Below are 16,241 nucleotides of genomic sequence, written 5' to 3'. Positions count from 1 at the left end.
AAAGATATAGAATAGTACTATGCGTTTTAAGTTAGTGTTGTCGGTTAAATCGGAAAGTTTTGGTAGTGTTTTGCCTGTAAGCTACCAATACGAATTGTCGGCAGCTGTATATCGTCGTATTCGGGAAAATTTCGAGCTATATTTACACTGGCTTTCGAGCAACGGTTTCGCACCGATCGATGATTGCCGTAATCGCTTGTTTTCGTTTTCAAATTTATATATCCCCCGCATTCGGGTAGAGTATGACAGATTACATATTTTGGTGAAGAGGGTTCAAATGTGGATTTCTTTTTTGCCTGTTCGGGGAACTCACGAGTTTGTAAAGCAACTTTTTTCGGGAGAAACTTTTGTACTTGGGGATAGGCGTAGTCGGGTGGAGTTAGAGGTCGAAGATATCGTTGAATGTCCGGCTCCTGAGTTTGGAGAGGAAGCAGAGTATTTGGCTTTATCTCCAATCGTGTTTATGGTGGCTCGCCCCAATCGGAGCATGGAATATGTCGGGCCCGATTATCCCGGGTATGCCGATTGTTTTTATCGCTCGGTGCTGGGAAAATATGAAAAGATTTTCGGTCGGCCTTTTGATGGTGATACAGGATTTTCATGGAGTTTGCTTTCCGAACCGAAAAGAAAAGGAATTTTTATGATGCGGTTTACTCCCGAAGAGTCGAAAGTTATAGGATATATGTATAAATTCAAATTATCGATGAGTCCTATTCTCCATCAGATAATGTATGAAACGGGAATAGGGGAGAAAGTAAATCTTGGTTTTGGTTGTGTAGAGATTCTTCGTCAAGATACGACTCCTAATGACCAAAATTTCCTTTCTGATGAAAAAGACGATACTTCTGTGAAAATAATATGATTTTTTTGTATGAAATGACAAAATATTTTTTTTAATTTGTATAGATAATAGAGAGTTTATTCCTCATAAAAATAGATTATACTATGACAACAGCGCTTGAAAAACCTGACATGAATACAGAAGAACTTCTTGCAGGTCAAACTATTACTCCCGCCGAGGAGGAACAAAATTCGGTACAATCGACTTCACGGCTTTCGAGAGAAGAAATTATAGACTCGTTGAGAAAACTGGTAGAAGGTTCGGTTGAAGAAGTCAAAGATGAAGTTGACGAACTGAAACAGGCTTATTATAAACAGAAAAAAATTGAAATAGAAGAGGCTCGTAACGCCTTTATAGCCGCGGGTAACCCAGGGGCTGAATTTGTGCCAATGCCCGATGAACAGGAGGAAACATTAAAGTCTTTGTTATCTGTTTTTCGAGAGAAAAAAGCCGAATATACGGCCTTGCTCGAAAAGCAAAGAGAAGAAAATTTGGAGCGTAAGCAACAAATTTTGGAAGAGATGAAATCTATTACCGAAGATTCGGATAATATAAACAGACAATATACCCGTTTTCAAGAGTTGCAGCAATCGTTCAAAGAGCCTTGCGAATTACCCTCGGCGGCGGTGTCTGGTCTTTGGAAAAAGTTCCAGTCTTACGTCGAGAATTTTTATGACTTGTTGAAAATAAATAAAGAGTTACGGGATTATGATTTCAAGAAAAATCTGGAACAGAAGACCGCTCTTTGTGATGCAGCAGAAGCATTATTGGCAAATGACGATGTTGTAGCAGCATTTAAGCAATTACAATTATTGCATGACGAATGGCGCGGAATAGGTCCCGTCGCCAAGGAGCTGAGAGAAGATTTGTGGAATAGGTTTAAAGATGCTTCAACAGAAGTAAATAAACGCTATCAAAGTTTTTTTGAGGCGCGTAAAGAAGTGGAACGTAAAAATGAAGAAGCCAAGATTGCTTTATGTGAGGAAATCGAGTCGATGGATTTAAGTTTATTGACTTCTTTTGCTCAATGGGACGATGCTACGAAGCAAGTTCTCGATTTACAAGGTAAATGGAAAACGTTGGGGTTTGCCTCACGGAAGATGAATAATCAGTTATTCGAGAGATTCCGTAAAAGTTGCGATGAATTTTTTGCAAAAAAAGCCGAGTACTTCAAAGCTGTCAAGGAAAGAATGGCAGAGAATCTCGAAAAGAAAAAAGCGTTGTGTGAAAAAGCAGAGGCATTAAAAGACAGTACTGATTGGAAAGCTACTGCCGACATTCTTGTCGCTTTGCAAAAAGAATGGAAAACAATAGGCCCTGTGGCTAAAAAACATTCCGATGCTATTTGGAAACGTTTTGTTACGGCATGTGATTATTTCTTTGCGCAAAAGAATGAACAATTGGCTTCCACTCGACAAGTAGAACAAGAAAACTTGGAAAACAAGCGGGGTATTATCGATAAATTGAAAGAGATAGATGAATCTATGGATAGTACAGAAGCCGTCAAAATAGTTCGTGACTTGATGGCTCTGTGGAATTCGATCGGTCATGTACCTTTTAAAGAGAAAGATAAAATATATAAAGAATATCAGTCTTTACTCGATACTCTTTTCTCCCGTTTGAATATGAATGAGAATCGCAATCGGTTAAGTAACTTCTCGGCTACGGTACAGCAAATGGCCGATACGAACCACGATAAACTCTATCGGGAGAGAGAAAGACTTTTGCGCATGTATGAACAGAAAAAAGGCGAGTTGAAAACCTATGAGAATAATATAGGATTTTTGAATATATCTTCGAAGAAATCCGGTGGCTTGTTAAAAGAGATGGAACGGAAAATGCAAAAAATTCGAGAGGATATGCAGCTTATCGAACAAAAAGTGCAACTTATAGATAAGAACTTGTAATTAAGAACAACGTATTTTATAAACAGGGCGGCTCAATAAATTGGAGTTGCCCTGTTATTTCCGGGAGAAAAGTAAAGCTCTCTGAAAAATATTTATGTAGTTAGTCGTGTAAAAAAGTAAGAAAGAGAGAATGGCACGTGGGCGGTATGGACATATGATAAAGTCACTGATTGTTATCGGCGACTTCTTTTGCTTGAATATTGCCTATGCCGTAGTTTGTTATTGGGGTGGCGGATTCGACGGCGGATTTGGTGTGAAAATAATATGGCTGTTACTTAATCTTTCTTATTTCCCGGTATTTTCACTTTTTGCAAAAATACATGAATTGCGTATTTTACATGTCGATAGAGTCTTGATAAAAGTTACACAGGCCGTGTTGTGCCACTTAGCGGTTTTTCTATTATTGATATTCTTTTTGCAAATCGATAATATTGGAGCGCGAGTATTGTTGAGGTTCTATTTGCTTCTATCGGTCTTGTTGGCCGTGTGGTGGATCGGATCGAGAAAACTTTTGAAATATTTTCGACGGAAAGGCTATAACTTCAAGAAAGTAGTTATTGTAGGAGCCGGGGCTATGGGTATAAAATTATTAGACGAGTTACGTTCCGATGCCGGATATGGCTATAAATTTATGGGCTTTTTCGATGATAATCTGTCGTTAAAGAAATCTTTGCCGAATTTTCAAGGGGACTGTTCTTCTGTCGAGGATTTCGTGATAGAAAATAAAGTCGATGAGATTTATTGTGCGTTACCGATGAGGCAAGAAGAAAAGATAACTCGGTTATTGAAGTTTTCCGAAGCCAGTAATATTTCGTTTTATATGGTTCCCGATGTCGGTCGATATATTCATCGTCAGCTCGAATTTCAGTTAGTGGGTAATGTTCCGGTTCTTTCGTTGCATCCAGAACCTTTACAAAATATCTTTTCGCGTTTCTTGAAGAGGGTGTTCGATCTATTGTTTTCATCAATTGTACTGGTTTGTTCTCCCATTATTTTCACTCCTATTGCTATTGCCGTTAAATTGTCGTCTCCGGGTCCAGTATTTTTTAAGCAGAAACGGACAGGATTTAAGGGGAAAGAATTTAATTGCTATAAGTTTCGGACGATGAAAGTCAATGCTAATAGCGATCAGTTGCAGGCTTCTCGTCATGATCCTAGAAAAACAAGAGTCGGAGAATTTTTACGGAAGACGAGTTTGGACGAATTACCTCAATTTATCAATGTTTTTGTGGGGGATATGTCGGTCGTTGGTCCGCGTCCTCACATGGTGAAACATACGCAGGATTATTCGAAGATTATAGATAAATACATGCTTCGTCATCTTATTAAACCGGGCATTACCGGTTGGGCACAAGTAAACGGGTATAGAGGGGAGACTCGGGAGTTGTGGCAGATGGAACGTCGGGTAGAATATGACGTTTGGTATATCGAACATTGGAATTTTTGGCTCGACATCAAGATTATATTCCTCACTGTCGTGAATGCTTTTCGTGGAGAAAAAAATGCATTCTAAGAGGGTTTTATAACAAGCAGAAAAAGTCCTATAAAAATAATTCTTTCTTTTGGAGATTTGCTATCTTTGCACCCCGAAAAATAAAGTAAGATGAATCTGAAAGTCAAGGGTACAATATTAGGAATTGTTTCTGCGGTCAGTTATGGAACAAACCCGTTGGGGGCATTATTCTTATATCAAGAAGGATTGAATTCGAATTCGGTTTTGTTTTATCGTTTTTCATTGGCAGCAGTTGTTTTGGCATGTATTCTGTTTATTCAGAAACAGTCATTTAGATTGTCTCGCAAAGAGGTGAAAGCATTGTGTTTGTTAGGAATCTTGTTTGCTGTGTCTTCTCTGACTTTTTATACGAGTTTTCACCACATGGATGCCGGTATAGCTTCGACTTTGTTGTTTGTGTATCCTATAATGGTAGCTGTCATTATGTCTCTATTCTTTAAGGAGCGTATATCGCCAGTGACTATGTTTTCGATTATTCTTGCTCTATCGGGGATAGCTTTGCTTTACCGGGGAGGAACAGGAGCCGGATTAAATGGTTTGGGCGTATCGTTGGTTATGATTGCATCGTTAACTTATGCCCTTTATATTGTCGTAATCAATCAGTCGTCGATAAAACTTTCATCTATAAAGCTGACTTTTTATGTCTTGCTGTTTTGTATGGTAGCCATAGTCTTTCATTCGTTTTTCGACGGAAGTAATTATTTGCAACCGCTTACTACTCCACGTATGTGGCTGTTTGCTATCATGTTAGCTTTGGTCCCTACGGTTATTTCTTTGGTGACGATGACTATGGCCGTTCATGCTATCGGTTCTACACCTACGGCTATTATGGGTGCATTGGAGCCTCTCTCTGCCGTGATTATCGGTGTGACTGTGTTTGGTGAGATTTTTACGTTGCGGTTGGGAATCGGTATATTTATGATCCTTGTTGCCGTAATTCTCATTGTTGCGGCGAAATCATTTTCTCCCCGTAAAATTGTTTCTTTTATCGGACATGTTGTGCATACTGTTCCGGTACGTAGGAAGTAATCGGCTTTTTATTCGCAACGAAATTCGTCGTTAAGATGAAAACCCCGTAATAAATCGGGTGCAGCCATTCTCTTTTTCCCAGCGAGTTGTAACTCTTCTATCCGTATAAATCCGTCGGTACAAGCTATGTCAATATGATTTTTTCCATCTGTGTGTATAGACCCCGGTGCATAGTTATGTTTGGAGGGTAGGGGGGTTGTACGGTATATTTTTACTCCGAAACGATTATTATCCGGCGATATCCATTCGCACCATGCGGCCGGATAGGGAGACAGTCCCCTCACGAGGTTATGGATTTGCTCGCTTGTCTTTTTCCAGTCGATATGGCATGTTTCCTTAAATATTTTGGGCGCAGGCCGTAAGGGTTCGTTAGTTTGGATAGAGGCTTGATCGATAGGGGTGATATTCCCGGAGATAATGGCATCGACAGTTTCGACTACCATATCGGCGCCCAATGTCATTAGTTTGTCGTGTATTGTCCCTACATTATCTTCGGGAAGTATAGGGATTCTTCGTTGCTGTATGATTTCGCCCGTATCGATTTCGTGTTTGAGGAAGAATGTCGTGATTCCTGTTTCTGTGTCGCCGTTGATAATAGCCCAGTTGAGAGGAGCGGCTCCTCTGTATTGAGGTAAAAGCGAAGCGTGTAAATTGAAAGTACCCAGACGGGGCATGTTCCATACGATTTCGGGAAGCATGCGAAAAGCTACTACAATTTGCAGGTCGGCGTGTAACTCTCTCAACTGTTCGATAAAGCACTCGTCTTTCAGTTTCTCCGGTTGTAGAATCGGTAAACCTCGGCTAAGAGCGTATTCTTTGACCGGAGAGTATTGTATTTTGTGGCCTCTGCCGGCCGGTTTGTCAGGCATGGTAATAACAGCCACGACATTGTATCCTCCTTCGACAAGGCGTTTCAGACTCTCGACAGCGAAGTCGGGAGTACCCATATAGATGATGCGTAAATCTTGTTTTTCCATTGTTTTTAATCTTGAGAAAAGTGAACGAGTACCCGCCGGTACGAATTGAAAATTTTTGATTTGGAAACAAACCCGATATATTTCCCGTTTTCTACGACAGGTAGATTCCATGCGTTGGTTTGGTCAAATAATTTCATGACATTATCCATGTTGCTCCCTATTTCTATTTTGGCTGGGGGCATGGTCATGAATTTTCTGACATAGAAACGGTTATACAGTTCTGGCCTAAACATGATATTGCGTATGTCGTCGAGTATGACGATGCCTAATAATGTATTGTCATTGTCGGTTACCGGGAATATGTTACGATGGGATTGCGAGATAACCTTTACCATGTCTCCGAGACTCATATTCGGGTGTACTTCGATAAAATCTTTTTCGATGACACTGTCCATCTTCAAAAGAGTAAGTACGGCTTTATCCTTGTGATGGGTGAGTAGTTCTCCTTTTTTTGCCAGACGCATGGTATATATGCTATGTGGTTCGAACACTTTTATCGTTGCATAAGCTACGGTCGAGGTAATCATTAACGGCAGGAATAAATCATACCCACCGGTAAGTTCTGTTGTCAAGAAAATAGCCATGAGCGGGGCGTGCATAACAGCGGCCATGACTCCTGCCATACCCATCAATGCGAAATTTTTGTCAGAAAGCTCCATGGGTAATAGTCCTGTATGATTAAGAACATAGGCAAAGAAGAAGCCTGCGAAACACCCTACGTACAAACTGGGTGCGAAGGTTCCTCCCACACCACCTCCGCCATTGGTCGCACTGGTCGCTAATACCTTTACGAGTATGATGAGTCCCAAGAAGAGCATCATGACCCACATATTTCCATTCTCAGTATAAAATAAACTCCCTTCGGCCAGTTGTTTGAGATTGTCGTTCAGCAAGCTGGTAATGGCTCCATAACCTTCGCCGTACAGTGGCGGTAATAGAAAAATAGAACAACTTAGAATGAGCGAACCGAGAATGAATTTTTTCCATGGAGTCCCTATCCGGCGGAATATATCTTCCATACGGTTCATAATGCGGGTAAAATAAAGAGAAACAAATCCGCAAAAGAAACCGAGAAAAATAACGTATGGTATGCGGGCGGCGACGAACGGTTCGGTTTGGACGAAACTAAATTCGGCATTGTATCCGGTAAAGATATAAGAAACAGTGACTGCGGTAATCGACGAGATGAGTAAAGGTAAAACCGAAGTTGCAGTCATATCGATCATCAGTACTTCGAGTGTAAACAAGATTCCGGCGATGGGGGCCTTGAATATTCCCGCAATGGCGGCGGCAGCTCCGCAACCCACCAAAAGCATTAGTAATCGTTGGTCGAGGCGAAACAACCTTCCTATATTCGAACCGATCGCAGCCCCAGTATAAACGATGGGAGCTTCCGCTCCGACCGATCCTCCGAATCCGATTGTGATAGAACTCGCGATGACCGATGTGTACATATTATGTGGTTTAAGCCGGCTTTTCTTTTGCGATATGGCATAAAGTATGCGGGTGACACCATGACTGATATCGTCTTTTACAATGTAACGTACGTACAAGCCGGCCAATAAAATACCTATTATCGGGTATATGAGATAAAGATAGTTGGCGCTGTCGGCATTGAAATGCGATGTTAGCAACTGTTGTATAAAATGTATGAGAAATTTAAGAATAAGAGCAGCGGCGGCAGTACAAATTCCGATAATAAAACTGAGAATTAAAACGAAATTGTGTTCATTGATGTGTTTTTCCCTCCACATCAACAGCCGCATCATCAAATCGTGCCTATCTTCCCTTTGGGTATCTTCTATTTCTATATCTTCGTCTTCAATCATATATGTTTATTTATACTCCTTTTCCTGTAATAACGGTTCTGATGGTGTAGATGATAATTTTGAGGTCTACCAGCAAAGACATATTTTCCAAGTAAAGAATATCGTATTTCAACCGGGCTATCATTTCATCGACGTTTCGAGCATATCCGTATTTTACCATTCCCCACGATGTGATTCCGGGGCGTATCTGATGCAATAATACGTAATAAGGAGCTCGTTCGACGATTTGACGGATAAAGTATTCCCGTTCGGGCCTCGGACCTACGAGAGACATGTCTCCTTTCAATACATTCCAAAACTGTGGTAATTCGTCCAATCTGTATTTCCGTAATACTTTCCCTATTTTAGTAACCCGCTTGTCGTTTTCTTCCGATAACAAAGGGATTCCGGTTTCTGCATGGGCTTTCATCGTTCGGAATTTGTAAATTTTGAACGGTCTGTGCCTGTAACCTATGCGCTCTTGTTTGTAAAATATAGGACCGTTCGAGTCTTTTTTAATTAGTATGGCTAAGAGTAGAAACAAAGGAGAAAGTAAGATCAATGCGATAAAAGAAACAAAGATATCGATTACTCGTTTCATATTCTTTTCTCCCTCGGAGATGGCGCAATTACTCATGTCGATGAGCGGAGCCCCATAGATGTTGGTTAGTCTTACTCTCGAAGAGATAATGTTAAACTCGTCTGTCCCCAATTTTATGGGTAAGTTGAGTGGATATAGTGTATTGATAAGTTTATGAAGCTCTGCTAAATCGTTTTCTTCCGGGGCAACGACAAGCTCTTGAATGTTCTTTTGTTTACACAGCGAGGATAATTGTTTTATCGGGTATGTCCTTCCTTCGGCTTCCGGGGCAGGCGTTTCGTGGTTGACCCGAATGAATCCGACGATATGATAACCGAGCGATTGTCTGGGTTCTTCGAGTTCTTTCATTTGCTTGATTGCTTTGGGACCGCAACCGATGATAAGCGTGTTGAATTGCCATTTTCGGCGGTGAATCATAGATGTGGCATTTCCTGTGACAATGGCCCGCCCTGTATATACACAGACAAATTGTAAAGCATATAAAGCAAGTAGCAATTCGTAATTGTCTATTCTTATTCGTAGAACATCGTTGATGAGGGCAATAAAAAATATAAACAGTGTATTGACCAATACAGATCCCAATGTCTGTATTAATTCTTGAATGCGAGATTTGAAAAAAGGCTGGTTGTAATATCCCGACAAATAATAAACGCACATCATTAACAGCGGGAAAAGTATTTGTCCTTCTATGACACGAGGCGAAAGCAAATACATTTTCAATGATTCGCCCGCTGCAATTCCCGGAAAATGGAAACGGACAATATTGAAAAGGAACCACGATACATTCGATGTAAGGTAATCCCCCAGTACGTATCTCCGTATTTGTCGTTTACCGTTGATCACTCTCGTATAATCTTGATAGTTCCGTCGGCTTCGAGTTTGATGATACTCGACGGGAGGGACTCTTTTATTTCGTCTCTGCGTGCCGTTACGATATAATCGACGGCATTTTTTATTTCGTCCGATATTTCGGAAAAGTTATGGGGAGCCGCATTCCCGCTGATATTGGCCGAGGTTGATACGATAGCTTTTCTGAACTGTCGGCACAATCGTTGTGAGAACGGTTCTTTTGTGATGCGTATGGCTATGCTTCCGTCATCGGCGAGCAAATTCGTTGCAAGGTTGCGTGCTCCGGGATAGATGAGGGTAAGAGGCTTTACGGCCACATCGAGTAGTTGCCACGCCGTTTCGGGTACTTCCGAAACATAATATTCCACTTTCGCTTCACTGTCTGTAAGTATAATAAGGGCTTTGCTGTCGGCTCTCTGTTTGATTTTATAAACTCGTTGTACCGCTTCTGCATTGGTAGCATCGCAACCGATACCCCATATTGTGTCGGTGGGATATAAAATGATTCCCCCCCGCTGCATGACCTCGCAAGCCTGTTTTATATCGTCGTTGATTGTCATGGACATATCCTCTTGTTTCTGTTCAAGAAACAAAGATAATACAAACGAAAGCATAATGGTGAACAAATCTTCGTTTTTTAGGAGCTGTTTTGAAAAAAACTCCCGGGTAGTATTTCTTTTTTTGTTTGCCGGTATGCGCGCTTTGGGGGAACTTTTCATTAATGAGACGATAGGCGGTGTATTGGTGATAGTTCGTCGTACGCTTTGATTTAAGTTCCCCGACATATTTTTAAAGCATTATTTATAAATGGTTTGCTACATAATATATTGTGGCTTTATTGAAAAATGCTATCTTCGCACAGTAAACGAAAATGAAAATGGCAAGAGAAAGAGAGAATCTGCCGGTAGAAGTTCGCCCCTATCGTGTAGGCTTGACGTTGAGCGGGGGAGGAGCCAAAGGTTTTGCCCATGTAGGGGCATTGAAAGCAATGGAAGAATTGGGGGTTCGGCCGGATATAATATCCGGTACGAGCGCAGGAGCTGTTATTGCGGTACTTTATGCCGACGGCTATTCACCCGATGAAATCTTAGACCTTTTTTCAGGTTTGTCTTTCAATGATTTGGCCGAAATAACTTTGCCCCGTTCCTGCTTTTTTAAAATAGATCGGTTTAAACATTTCTTGCAAAAGTCGTTGCGAGCAGTCAATATCGAGGATTTGTCTATCCCGGTTGTCGTTACGGCTACCGACCTTGATCATGGAAAGTATGTAGCATGGCGATCGGGAGAGATTGCCGAGCGGGTAACGGCTTCGTGTAGTATTCCTATTATATTTCCTCCGGTTCTTATCGATGGTACGCATTATGTCGATGGAGGTGTCTTGCGTAATTTGCCGGTTTACCCCATTCGTCCCGAGTGCGATGTCGTTATAGGTATCAATGTGAGCCCGTTAGTTAATAAGCAATATAAGCAATCGATATTGGATATAGCGGTTCGTTCATATAGCTTCATGTCTAAAAGCAATGTGATCGAGGATATGAAATTGTGCGATCTTTTTATTCCTATGAAAGAGGCTGCACGATATGCCGTATTTGATATTCATGCTTTGCGTGATATCGCTAATGTCGGCTATCAGCAGACATTGAAACTTTTTACAGGAAAACATGCTTCCAAAATAAATGAATTGAATAAATAAAAAACGCGCGATATGTCCGATGAGAAAATAGTTATCTATCAGGTTCTCCCCCGATTGTTCTCCAATATGTGCGATACATGTGTCCCTAATGGTACTTATGTGCAGAATGGAGCCGGTAAGTTAAACCATTTTACCTCGAAAGTCTTACGAGAGATAAAAAAGTTGGGTGCGAACTATATTTGGTATACGGGGATTATAGAACACGCTACCAAGACAGACTATTCGAAATATGGGATTCGAAAGGATAATAAATATGTGGTTAAGGGTGAAGCCGGGTCGCCTTATGCTATCAAAGACTATTATGATATAGATCCCGATTTGGCCGAAGATCCATCGGCACGTATGCAAGAATTCGAGGCGTTGGTAACCCGTACACATGAAGTCGGATTGAAAGTAGTACTTGATTTCGTGCCGAATCATGTGGCTCGTCAATATCATTCTGATACTACGCCAGAAGGTGTCGATGATTTGGGTGCTCATGACAACAAGGAGATGCATTTTTCTCCTTCCAATAATTTTTATTACATACCTCGGCAGGCATTTACGCCGCAATTTTACATAGGTGAAGGAGAGGATCGCTATTTCGAATATCCTGCGAAGGCAACCGGAAATGATTGTTTCGGGGCTTTCCCGGGAGAATATGACTGGTATGAAACGGTGAAGCTGAACTATGGAGTGGATTATACAGGAGGTGGCCGTTGTCACTTCGACCCTATACCCGATACATGGTACAAAATGCTCGATATTCTCCTATTCTGGTGTGGGAAAGGTGTTGATGCTTTTCGTTGCGATATGGCCCACATGGTTCCTGTCGAGTTTTGGAATTGGGCTATTTCGAAAGTGAAAGGAAATTATCCCTCGGTTATATTCATTGCAGAGATTTATGATCAGGCGTTGTATCGGGTTTATATCGAGAAAGGTAAATTCGATTACCTATATGATAAAGTAGGATTGTACGATAAATTGAGAGGGGTATTGTGTCATCAGGTATCGGCTGCGCAGCTCACTTATTGTTGGCAGTCTGTCGATGGAATAGGAGGAAAAATGTTGAATTTTCTCGAAAATCATGACGAACAGCGCTTCGCTTCCGACCAGTTTGCCGGTGATGCCGATAAAGTCCTCCCTGCATTGGTCGTTTCGTCGATGATGAATACAGGACCTATGATGATATACTTCGGACAGGAATTGGGTGAGCGTGCAGAGGATGCCGAGGGATTCAGTGGAAAAGATGGTCGTACGACGATATTCGACTATTGGAGTGTGCCCACGGTTAGACAGTGGTACGATAGCGGGCGTTGCTCGGTATCTAAATTGTCAGCAAAGCAGAAAAAACTACGAAATTTGTATAAAACGGTTCTTAATATTAGTCGTTTGGAATCAGCTGTTGTTCATGGCGATTTCTTTGATTTGATGTATGTCAATGGGGAAAATCCATGTTTTAATCCGCATCGGCAATATGCATTCCTTCGTAAATATGGAAATGAGTTATTAGTTATTGTTGTTAATTTCGATGACCGGCAGGCGAATGTGAAGATCAATATCCCCGATCATGCATTCGAAACGATGAAAATAGTTCCGGGTAAATACGAGGCATTAGAACTGATTGGAGGAGATAAAGAGATGAAGGAGTTGAGTCCCGAAATACCGTTTGCTTGCGCCCTTTCGGGGTATGGAGCTGCGGTTTGGAAAATAGAGTTAAAAAATTTTTCCAAAGAGATACAGAAAAAATAAAAAAGTACAGGAAAATTTTGAAATAGAAATTGTACCTTTGCCGTACAATTAATAATCTCTGTTTTACACACAAAAATCATGAGTCAAACACCTCCTTTCAAGGTATTTTCGGGAACCAATTCAAGGTATCTCGCTGAGAAAATTTGTAATAGTCTGGGTTGTGAGTTAGGTCAAATGAACATTCAGCATTTTGCCGATGGAGAATTTGCCGTTTCTTTCGAAGAGTCGATCCGTGGTTGTCAAGTCTATTTAGTGCAATCGACATTTCCCAATTCCGACAATCTGATGGAATTGTTATTAATGATCGATGCTGCCAAACGAGCTTCTGCCAAGTCTATTGTAGCTGTTGTTCCTTATTTCGGGTGGGCTCGCCAAGATCGCAAGGATAAGCCACGTGTTTCCATTGCTGCGAAATTGTTGGCCGATATATTGAGCGTTGCAGGTATCAATCGCCTTATAACGATGGATTTGCATGCCGATCAAATACAAGGTTTCTTCGATGTTCCGGTAGACCACTTGTATGCTTCGTCTGTATTTATTCCCTATATTCAGTCTTTGAAATTGAAAGATATGGTGGTTGCTACCCCCGATGTGGGTGGTTCCAAACGAGCCAGTACTTATGCCAAATACTTGGGTGTACCTTTGGTTTTATGCCATAAACAACGGGCTAAGGCCAATGTGGTAGAAAGCATGACAGTGATAGGAGATGTAGAAGGAAAGAATGTCATTTTGGTAGACGATATGGTCGATACGGCCGGGACGATAACCAAAGCAGCCGATTTAATGATGAGCAGAGGAGCTCTTTCGGTACGTGCCATAGCTTCTCATGCCGTGATGAGCGACCCTGCCAGCGAACGGGTTCAAAACTCTTCTATGACCGAATTGATTTTCACGGATAGTATTCCTTACACCAAAAAATGCGATAAGGTACATATCCTCAGTATCGCTGACTTGTTTGCCGATACTATTCGTCGGGTCTACGAGAATAAGTCTATCAGTTCGCAGTACCTCCTGTAATTGGGAAGTATAGAATCTAATATAATGTTACCGGGTCTATTGCAAAAAGCAAATAGGCCCGGTAATTTTTTAGGAGAGAGGGTAAATTCATTTTGAACGCTTTCCCTGTATTTTTTCGAATTGAAAAATATTGATAAGAAAACGAGGAATATAACAATGGATAGGGAGGCTGAACCTATGTCTTAAAGGTTCGAGAATTAATCACCCTTTATTATCCTTAGCTTTCGTGTGTGAGTAGAATTTAGAGTCTGAATTTTGGATTATTGGGGATAATGGAATGAAGGAAGAGGACGTTAAAAAAAATAATCTGTGTAACTACTACACAGATTATTTTTTCATTATCGTTGTTTGTTGCAACTTACTTCACTTCCTCGAAATCGACATCGGTAACATCTTTACCATTATTTCCGCTTTGTGAAGCATCTGCACCCGGTTGAGCTTGTTGTGCTCCGGCAGCTTGTTGTTGAGCCTGAGCATTGTACAAGTCTTGGGCGGCAGCTTGCAATACATTGTTCAATTCGGTCGAAGCGGCATCGATACCGGCAATATCCTGAGCTTTGTGAGCTTCTTTTAATTTAGCCAGAGCCGACTCGATAGCGCTTTTTTTGTCTGCCGGAATCTTGTCTCCCATTTCATTAAGCTGTTTTTCGGTTTGGAAGATGAGAGCATCGGCATGATTCAGTTTGTCGATACGTTCTTTTTCCTTTGCATCGTTTTCAGCATTGGCAGCAGCCTCGTCCTTCATTCGTTTGATTTCGGCGTCGGTCAACCCGCTCGATGCTTCGATACGTATGCTTTGTTCTTTACCTGTACCTTTGTCTTTGGCCGATACATTCAAGATTCCGTTGGCATCTATATCGAACGTGACTTCGATTTGAGGCACACCCCGCATGGCTGCCGGAATTCCGTCCAAGTGGAATTTACCGATAGTTTTGTTGTCTTTTGCCATAGGGCGCTCACCCTGTAATACATGGATTTCAACTGAGGGCTGGTTGTCGACAGCCGTCGAGAAGACTTCCGATTTACGGGTAGGAATAGTCGTGTTGGCGTCAATCAATTTGGTCATTACGCCACCCAGTGTTTCGATACCCAATGAAAGGGGAGTTACATCGAGTAATAATACATCTTTCACATCACCAGTCAATACCGCACCTTGAATGGCAGCACCTACCGCAACTACCTCATCGGGGTTAACACCCTTTGAAGGAGTTTTTCCGAAGAATTTTTCTACAATCGCTTGTATAGCAGGGATACGAGTAGAACCACCCACGAGAATTACTTCGTCTATGTCAGAGGCACTTAAACCCGCATCTTGCAAAGCCTTGCGACACGGTTCGATAGTAGCCTGAATCAATCGGTCGCTCAATTGCTCGAATTTGGCACGAGTCAATGTTTTAACCAAGTGTTTGGGTACACCGTTCACCGGCATAATGTAAGGTAAATTAATCTCGGTCGATGTCGAGCTCGACAATTCTATTTTAGCTTTTTCGGCTGCTTCTTTCAAACGTTGCAAAGCCATCGGGTCTTCTCTCAAATCGACACCTTCGTCTTTTTTGAATTCATCGGCAAGCCAGTCGATGATAACGTGGTCGAAGTCATCACCGCCGAGGTGTGTATCACCGTTGGTCGATTTCACTTCGAATACACCGTCACCCAATTCAAGAATAGAAATATCGAACGTACCGCCACCCAAGTCAAATACGGCGATTTTCATGTCTTTATTTGACTTGTCAAGGCCGTAGGCCAATGCGGCAGCAGTAGGCTCATTGACAATACGACGTACATTCAAGCCTGCGATTTCACCGGCTTCTTTCGTGGCTTGACGTTGAGAATCGTTAAAATAGGCCGGTACGGTAATAACGGCATCGGTTACTTCTTGCCCTAAGAAATCTTCGGCTGTTTTTTTCATTTTTTGAAGAATCATTGCCGAAATTTCTTGTGGAGAATAGAGACGACCGTCGATGTCTACACGCGGTGTATTATTATCGCTTCTTACTACTTTGTAAGGTACGCGAGAAATTTCGTTAGCTACTTGATCGAATGTTTCACCCATGAAACGTTTAATCGAGAAAATAGTCCTCGTAGGGTTGGTGATGGCCTGACGTTTGGCAGGTTCTCCCACCTTGCGTTCACCACCATCTACGAAAGCCACGATCGAAGGAGTCGTACGACGGCCTTCACTGTTGGCAATTACTACCGGCTCGGTTCCTTCCATAACGGCGACACACGAGTTGGTTGTTCCTAAGTCAATACCAATAATCTTTCCCATAATTTT

At 41.7% G+C, this 16,241-nt stretch carries 12 protein-coding genes; 7 read left to right on the top strand and 5 right to left on the bottom strand.

Features of this window, described 5'->3' with window-relative positions:
- Positions 1–19 precede the first annotated feature (19 nt).
- The 4 genes from cas6 to HMPREF9448_RS02020 all read left to right on the top strand — a co-directional run bounded on the left by cas6 (position 20) and on the right by HMPREF9448_RS02020 (position 5,290).
- Complete coding sequence (cas6, locus tag HMPREF9448_RS02035) at positions 20–862, top strand: CRISPR-associated endoribonuclease Cas6 (protein WP_008860916.1); 843 nt, start codon at positions 20–22, stop codon at positions 860–862.
- A gap of 83 nt (positions 863–945) precedes the next feature.
- Positions 946–2,748, top strand: a complete 1,803-nt coding sequence (locus HMPREF9448_RS02030; protein ID WP_008860915.1) for a DUF349 domain-containing protein — start codon at positions 946–948, stop codon at positions 2,746–2,748.
- Positions 2,749–2,902: 154 nt separating this feature from the next.
- Complete coding sequence (locus HMPREF9448_RS02025) at positions 2,903–4,261, top strand: undecaprenyl-phosphate glucose phosphotransferase (protein WP_229033590.1); 1,359 nt, start codon at positions 2,903–2,905, stop codon at positions 4,259–4,261.
- 90 nt (positions 4,262–4,351) lie between these two features.
- The gene (locus HMPREF9448_RS02020; RefSeq protein WP_008860913.1) at positions 4,352–5,290 is read left to right on the top strand and encodes an EamA family transporter; all 939 of its coding nucleotides are present in this window, start codon (positions 4,352–4,354) and stop codon (positions 5,288–5,290) included.
- 8 nt (positions 5,291–5,298) lie between these two features.
- Here HMPREF9448_RS02020 and fmt read toward each other — a convergent pair whose 3' ends face one another.
- From fmt to HMPREF9448_RS02000, 4 genes are all read right to left on the bottom strand, one after another.
- On the bottom strand, positions 5,299–6,267 hold the full coding sequence (fmt, locus tag HMPREF9448_RS02015) for a methionyl-tRNA formyltransferase (protein WP_008860912.1): 969 nt from the start codon (positions 6,265–6,267) through the stop codon (positions 5,299–5,301).
- Positions 6,268–6,272: 5 nt separating this feature from the next.
- Positions 6,273–8,036 carry a chloride channel protein gene (locus tag HMPREF9448_RS02010; protein WP_040295909.1) on the bottom strand — a complete coding sequence of 588 codons (1,764 nt, stop codon included), beginning with the start codon at positions 8,034–8,036 and terminating at the stop codon, positions 6,273–6,275.
- 70 nt (positions 8,037–8,106) lie between these two features.
- A complete protein-coding gene (locus HMPREF9448_RS02005; RefSeq protein ID WP_008860910.1) occupies positions 8,107–9,519 on the bottom strand; it encodes a sugar transferase in 1,413 nt (470 codons plus the stop codon).
- Positions 9,516–10,079 (bottom strand): L-threonylcarbamoyladenylate synthase, encoded by a 564-nt coding sequence (locus tag HMPREF9448_RS02000; RefSeq protein WP_040295907.1) that lies wholly within the window; start codon positions 10,077–10,079, stop codon positions 9,516–9,518. The genes HMPREF9448_RS02005 and HMPREF9448_RS02000 overlap by 4 nt, the downstream gene beginning before the upstream one ends.
- Before the next feature lie 323 nt (positions 10,080–10,402).
- Here HMPREF9448_RS02000 and HMPREF9448_RS01995 point away from each other — a divergent pair, with 323 nt between their 5' ends.
- From HMPREF9448_RS01995 to HMPREF9448_RS01985, 3 genes are all read left to right on the top strand, one after another.
- Positions 10,403–11,218, top strand: a complete 816-nt coding sequence (locus HMPREF9448_RS01995) for a patatin-like phospholipase family protein (RefSeq protein WP_008860908.1) — start codon at positions 10,403–10,405, stop codon at positions 11,216–11,218.
- Between the two features lie 12 nt (positions 11,219–11,230).
- On the top strand, positions 11,231–12,949 hold the full coding sequence (locus tag HMPREF9448_RS01990) for an alpha-amylase family glycosyl hydrolase (protein ID WP_008860907.1): 1,719 nt from the start codon (positions 11,231–11,233) through the stop codon (positions 12,947–12,949).
- A gap of 78 nt (positions 12,950–13,027) precedes the next feature.
- Positions 13,028–13,966: a ribose-phosphate pyrophosphokinase gene (locus HMPREF9448_RS01985; protein WP_008860906.1), complete on the top strand. Its 939-nt coding sequence runs from the start codon at positions 13,028–13,030 to the stop codon at positions 13,964–13,966.
- Positions 13,967–14,324: 358 nt separating this feature from the next.
- Here HMPREF9448_RS01985 and dnaK read toward each other — a convergent pair whose 3' ends face one another.
- The gene (gene dnaK / locus HMPREF9448_RS01980; RefSeq protein WP_008860904.1) at positions 14,325–16,235 is read right to left on the bottom strand and encodes a molecular chaperone DnaK; all 1,911 of its coding nucleotides are present in this window, start codon (positions 16,233–16,235) and stop codon (positions 14,325–14,327) included.
- Positions 16,236–16,241 lie beyond the last annotated feature (6 nt).

The organism is Barnesiella intestinihominis YIT 11860, assembly GCF_000296465.1.
GTDB lineage: Bacteria > Bacteroidota > Bacteroidia > Bacteroidales > Barnesiellaceae > Barnesiella > Barnesiella intestinihominis.
This window is presented reverse-complemented; position numbering and strand designations above follow the sequence as displayed.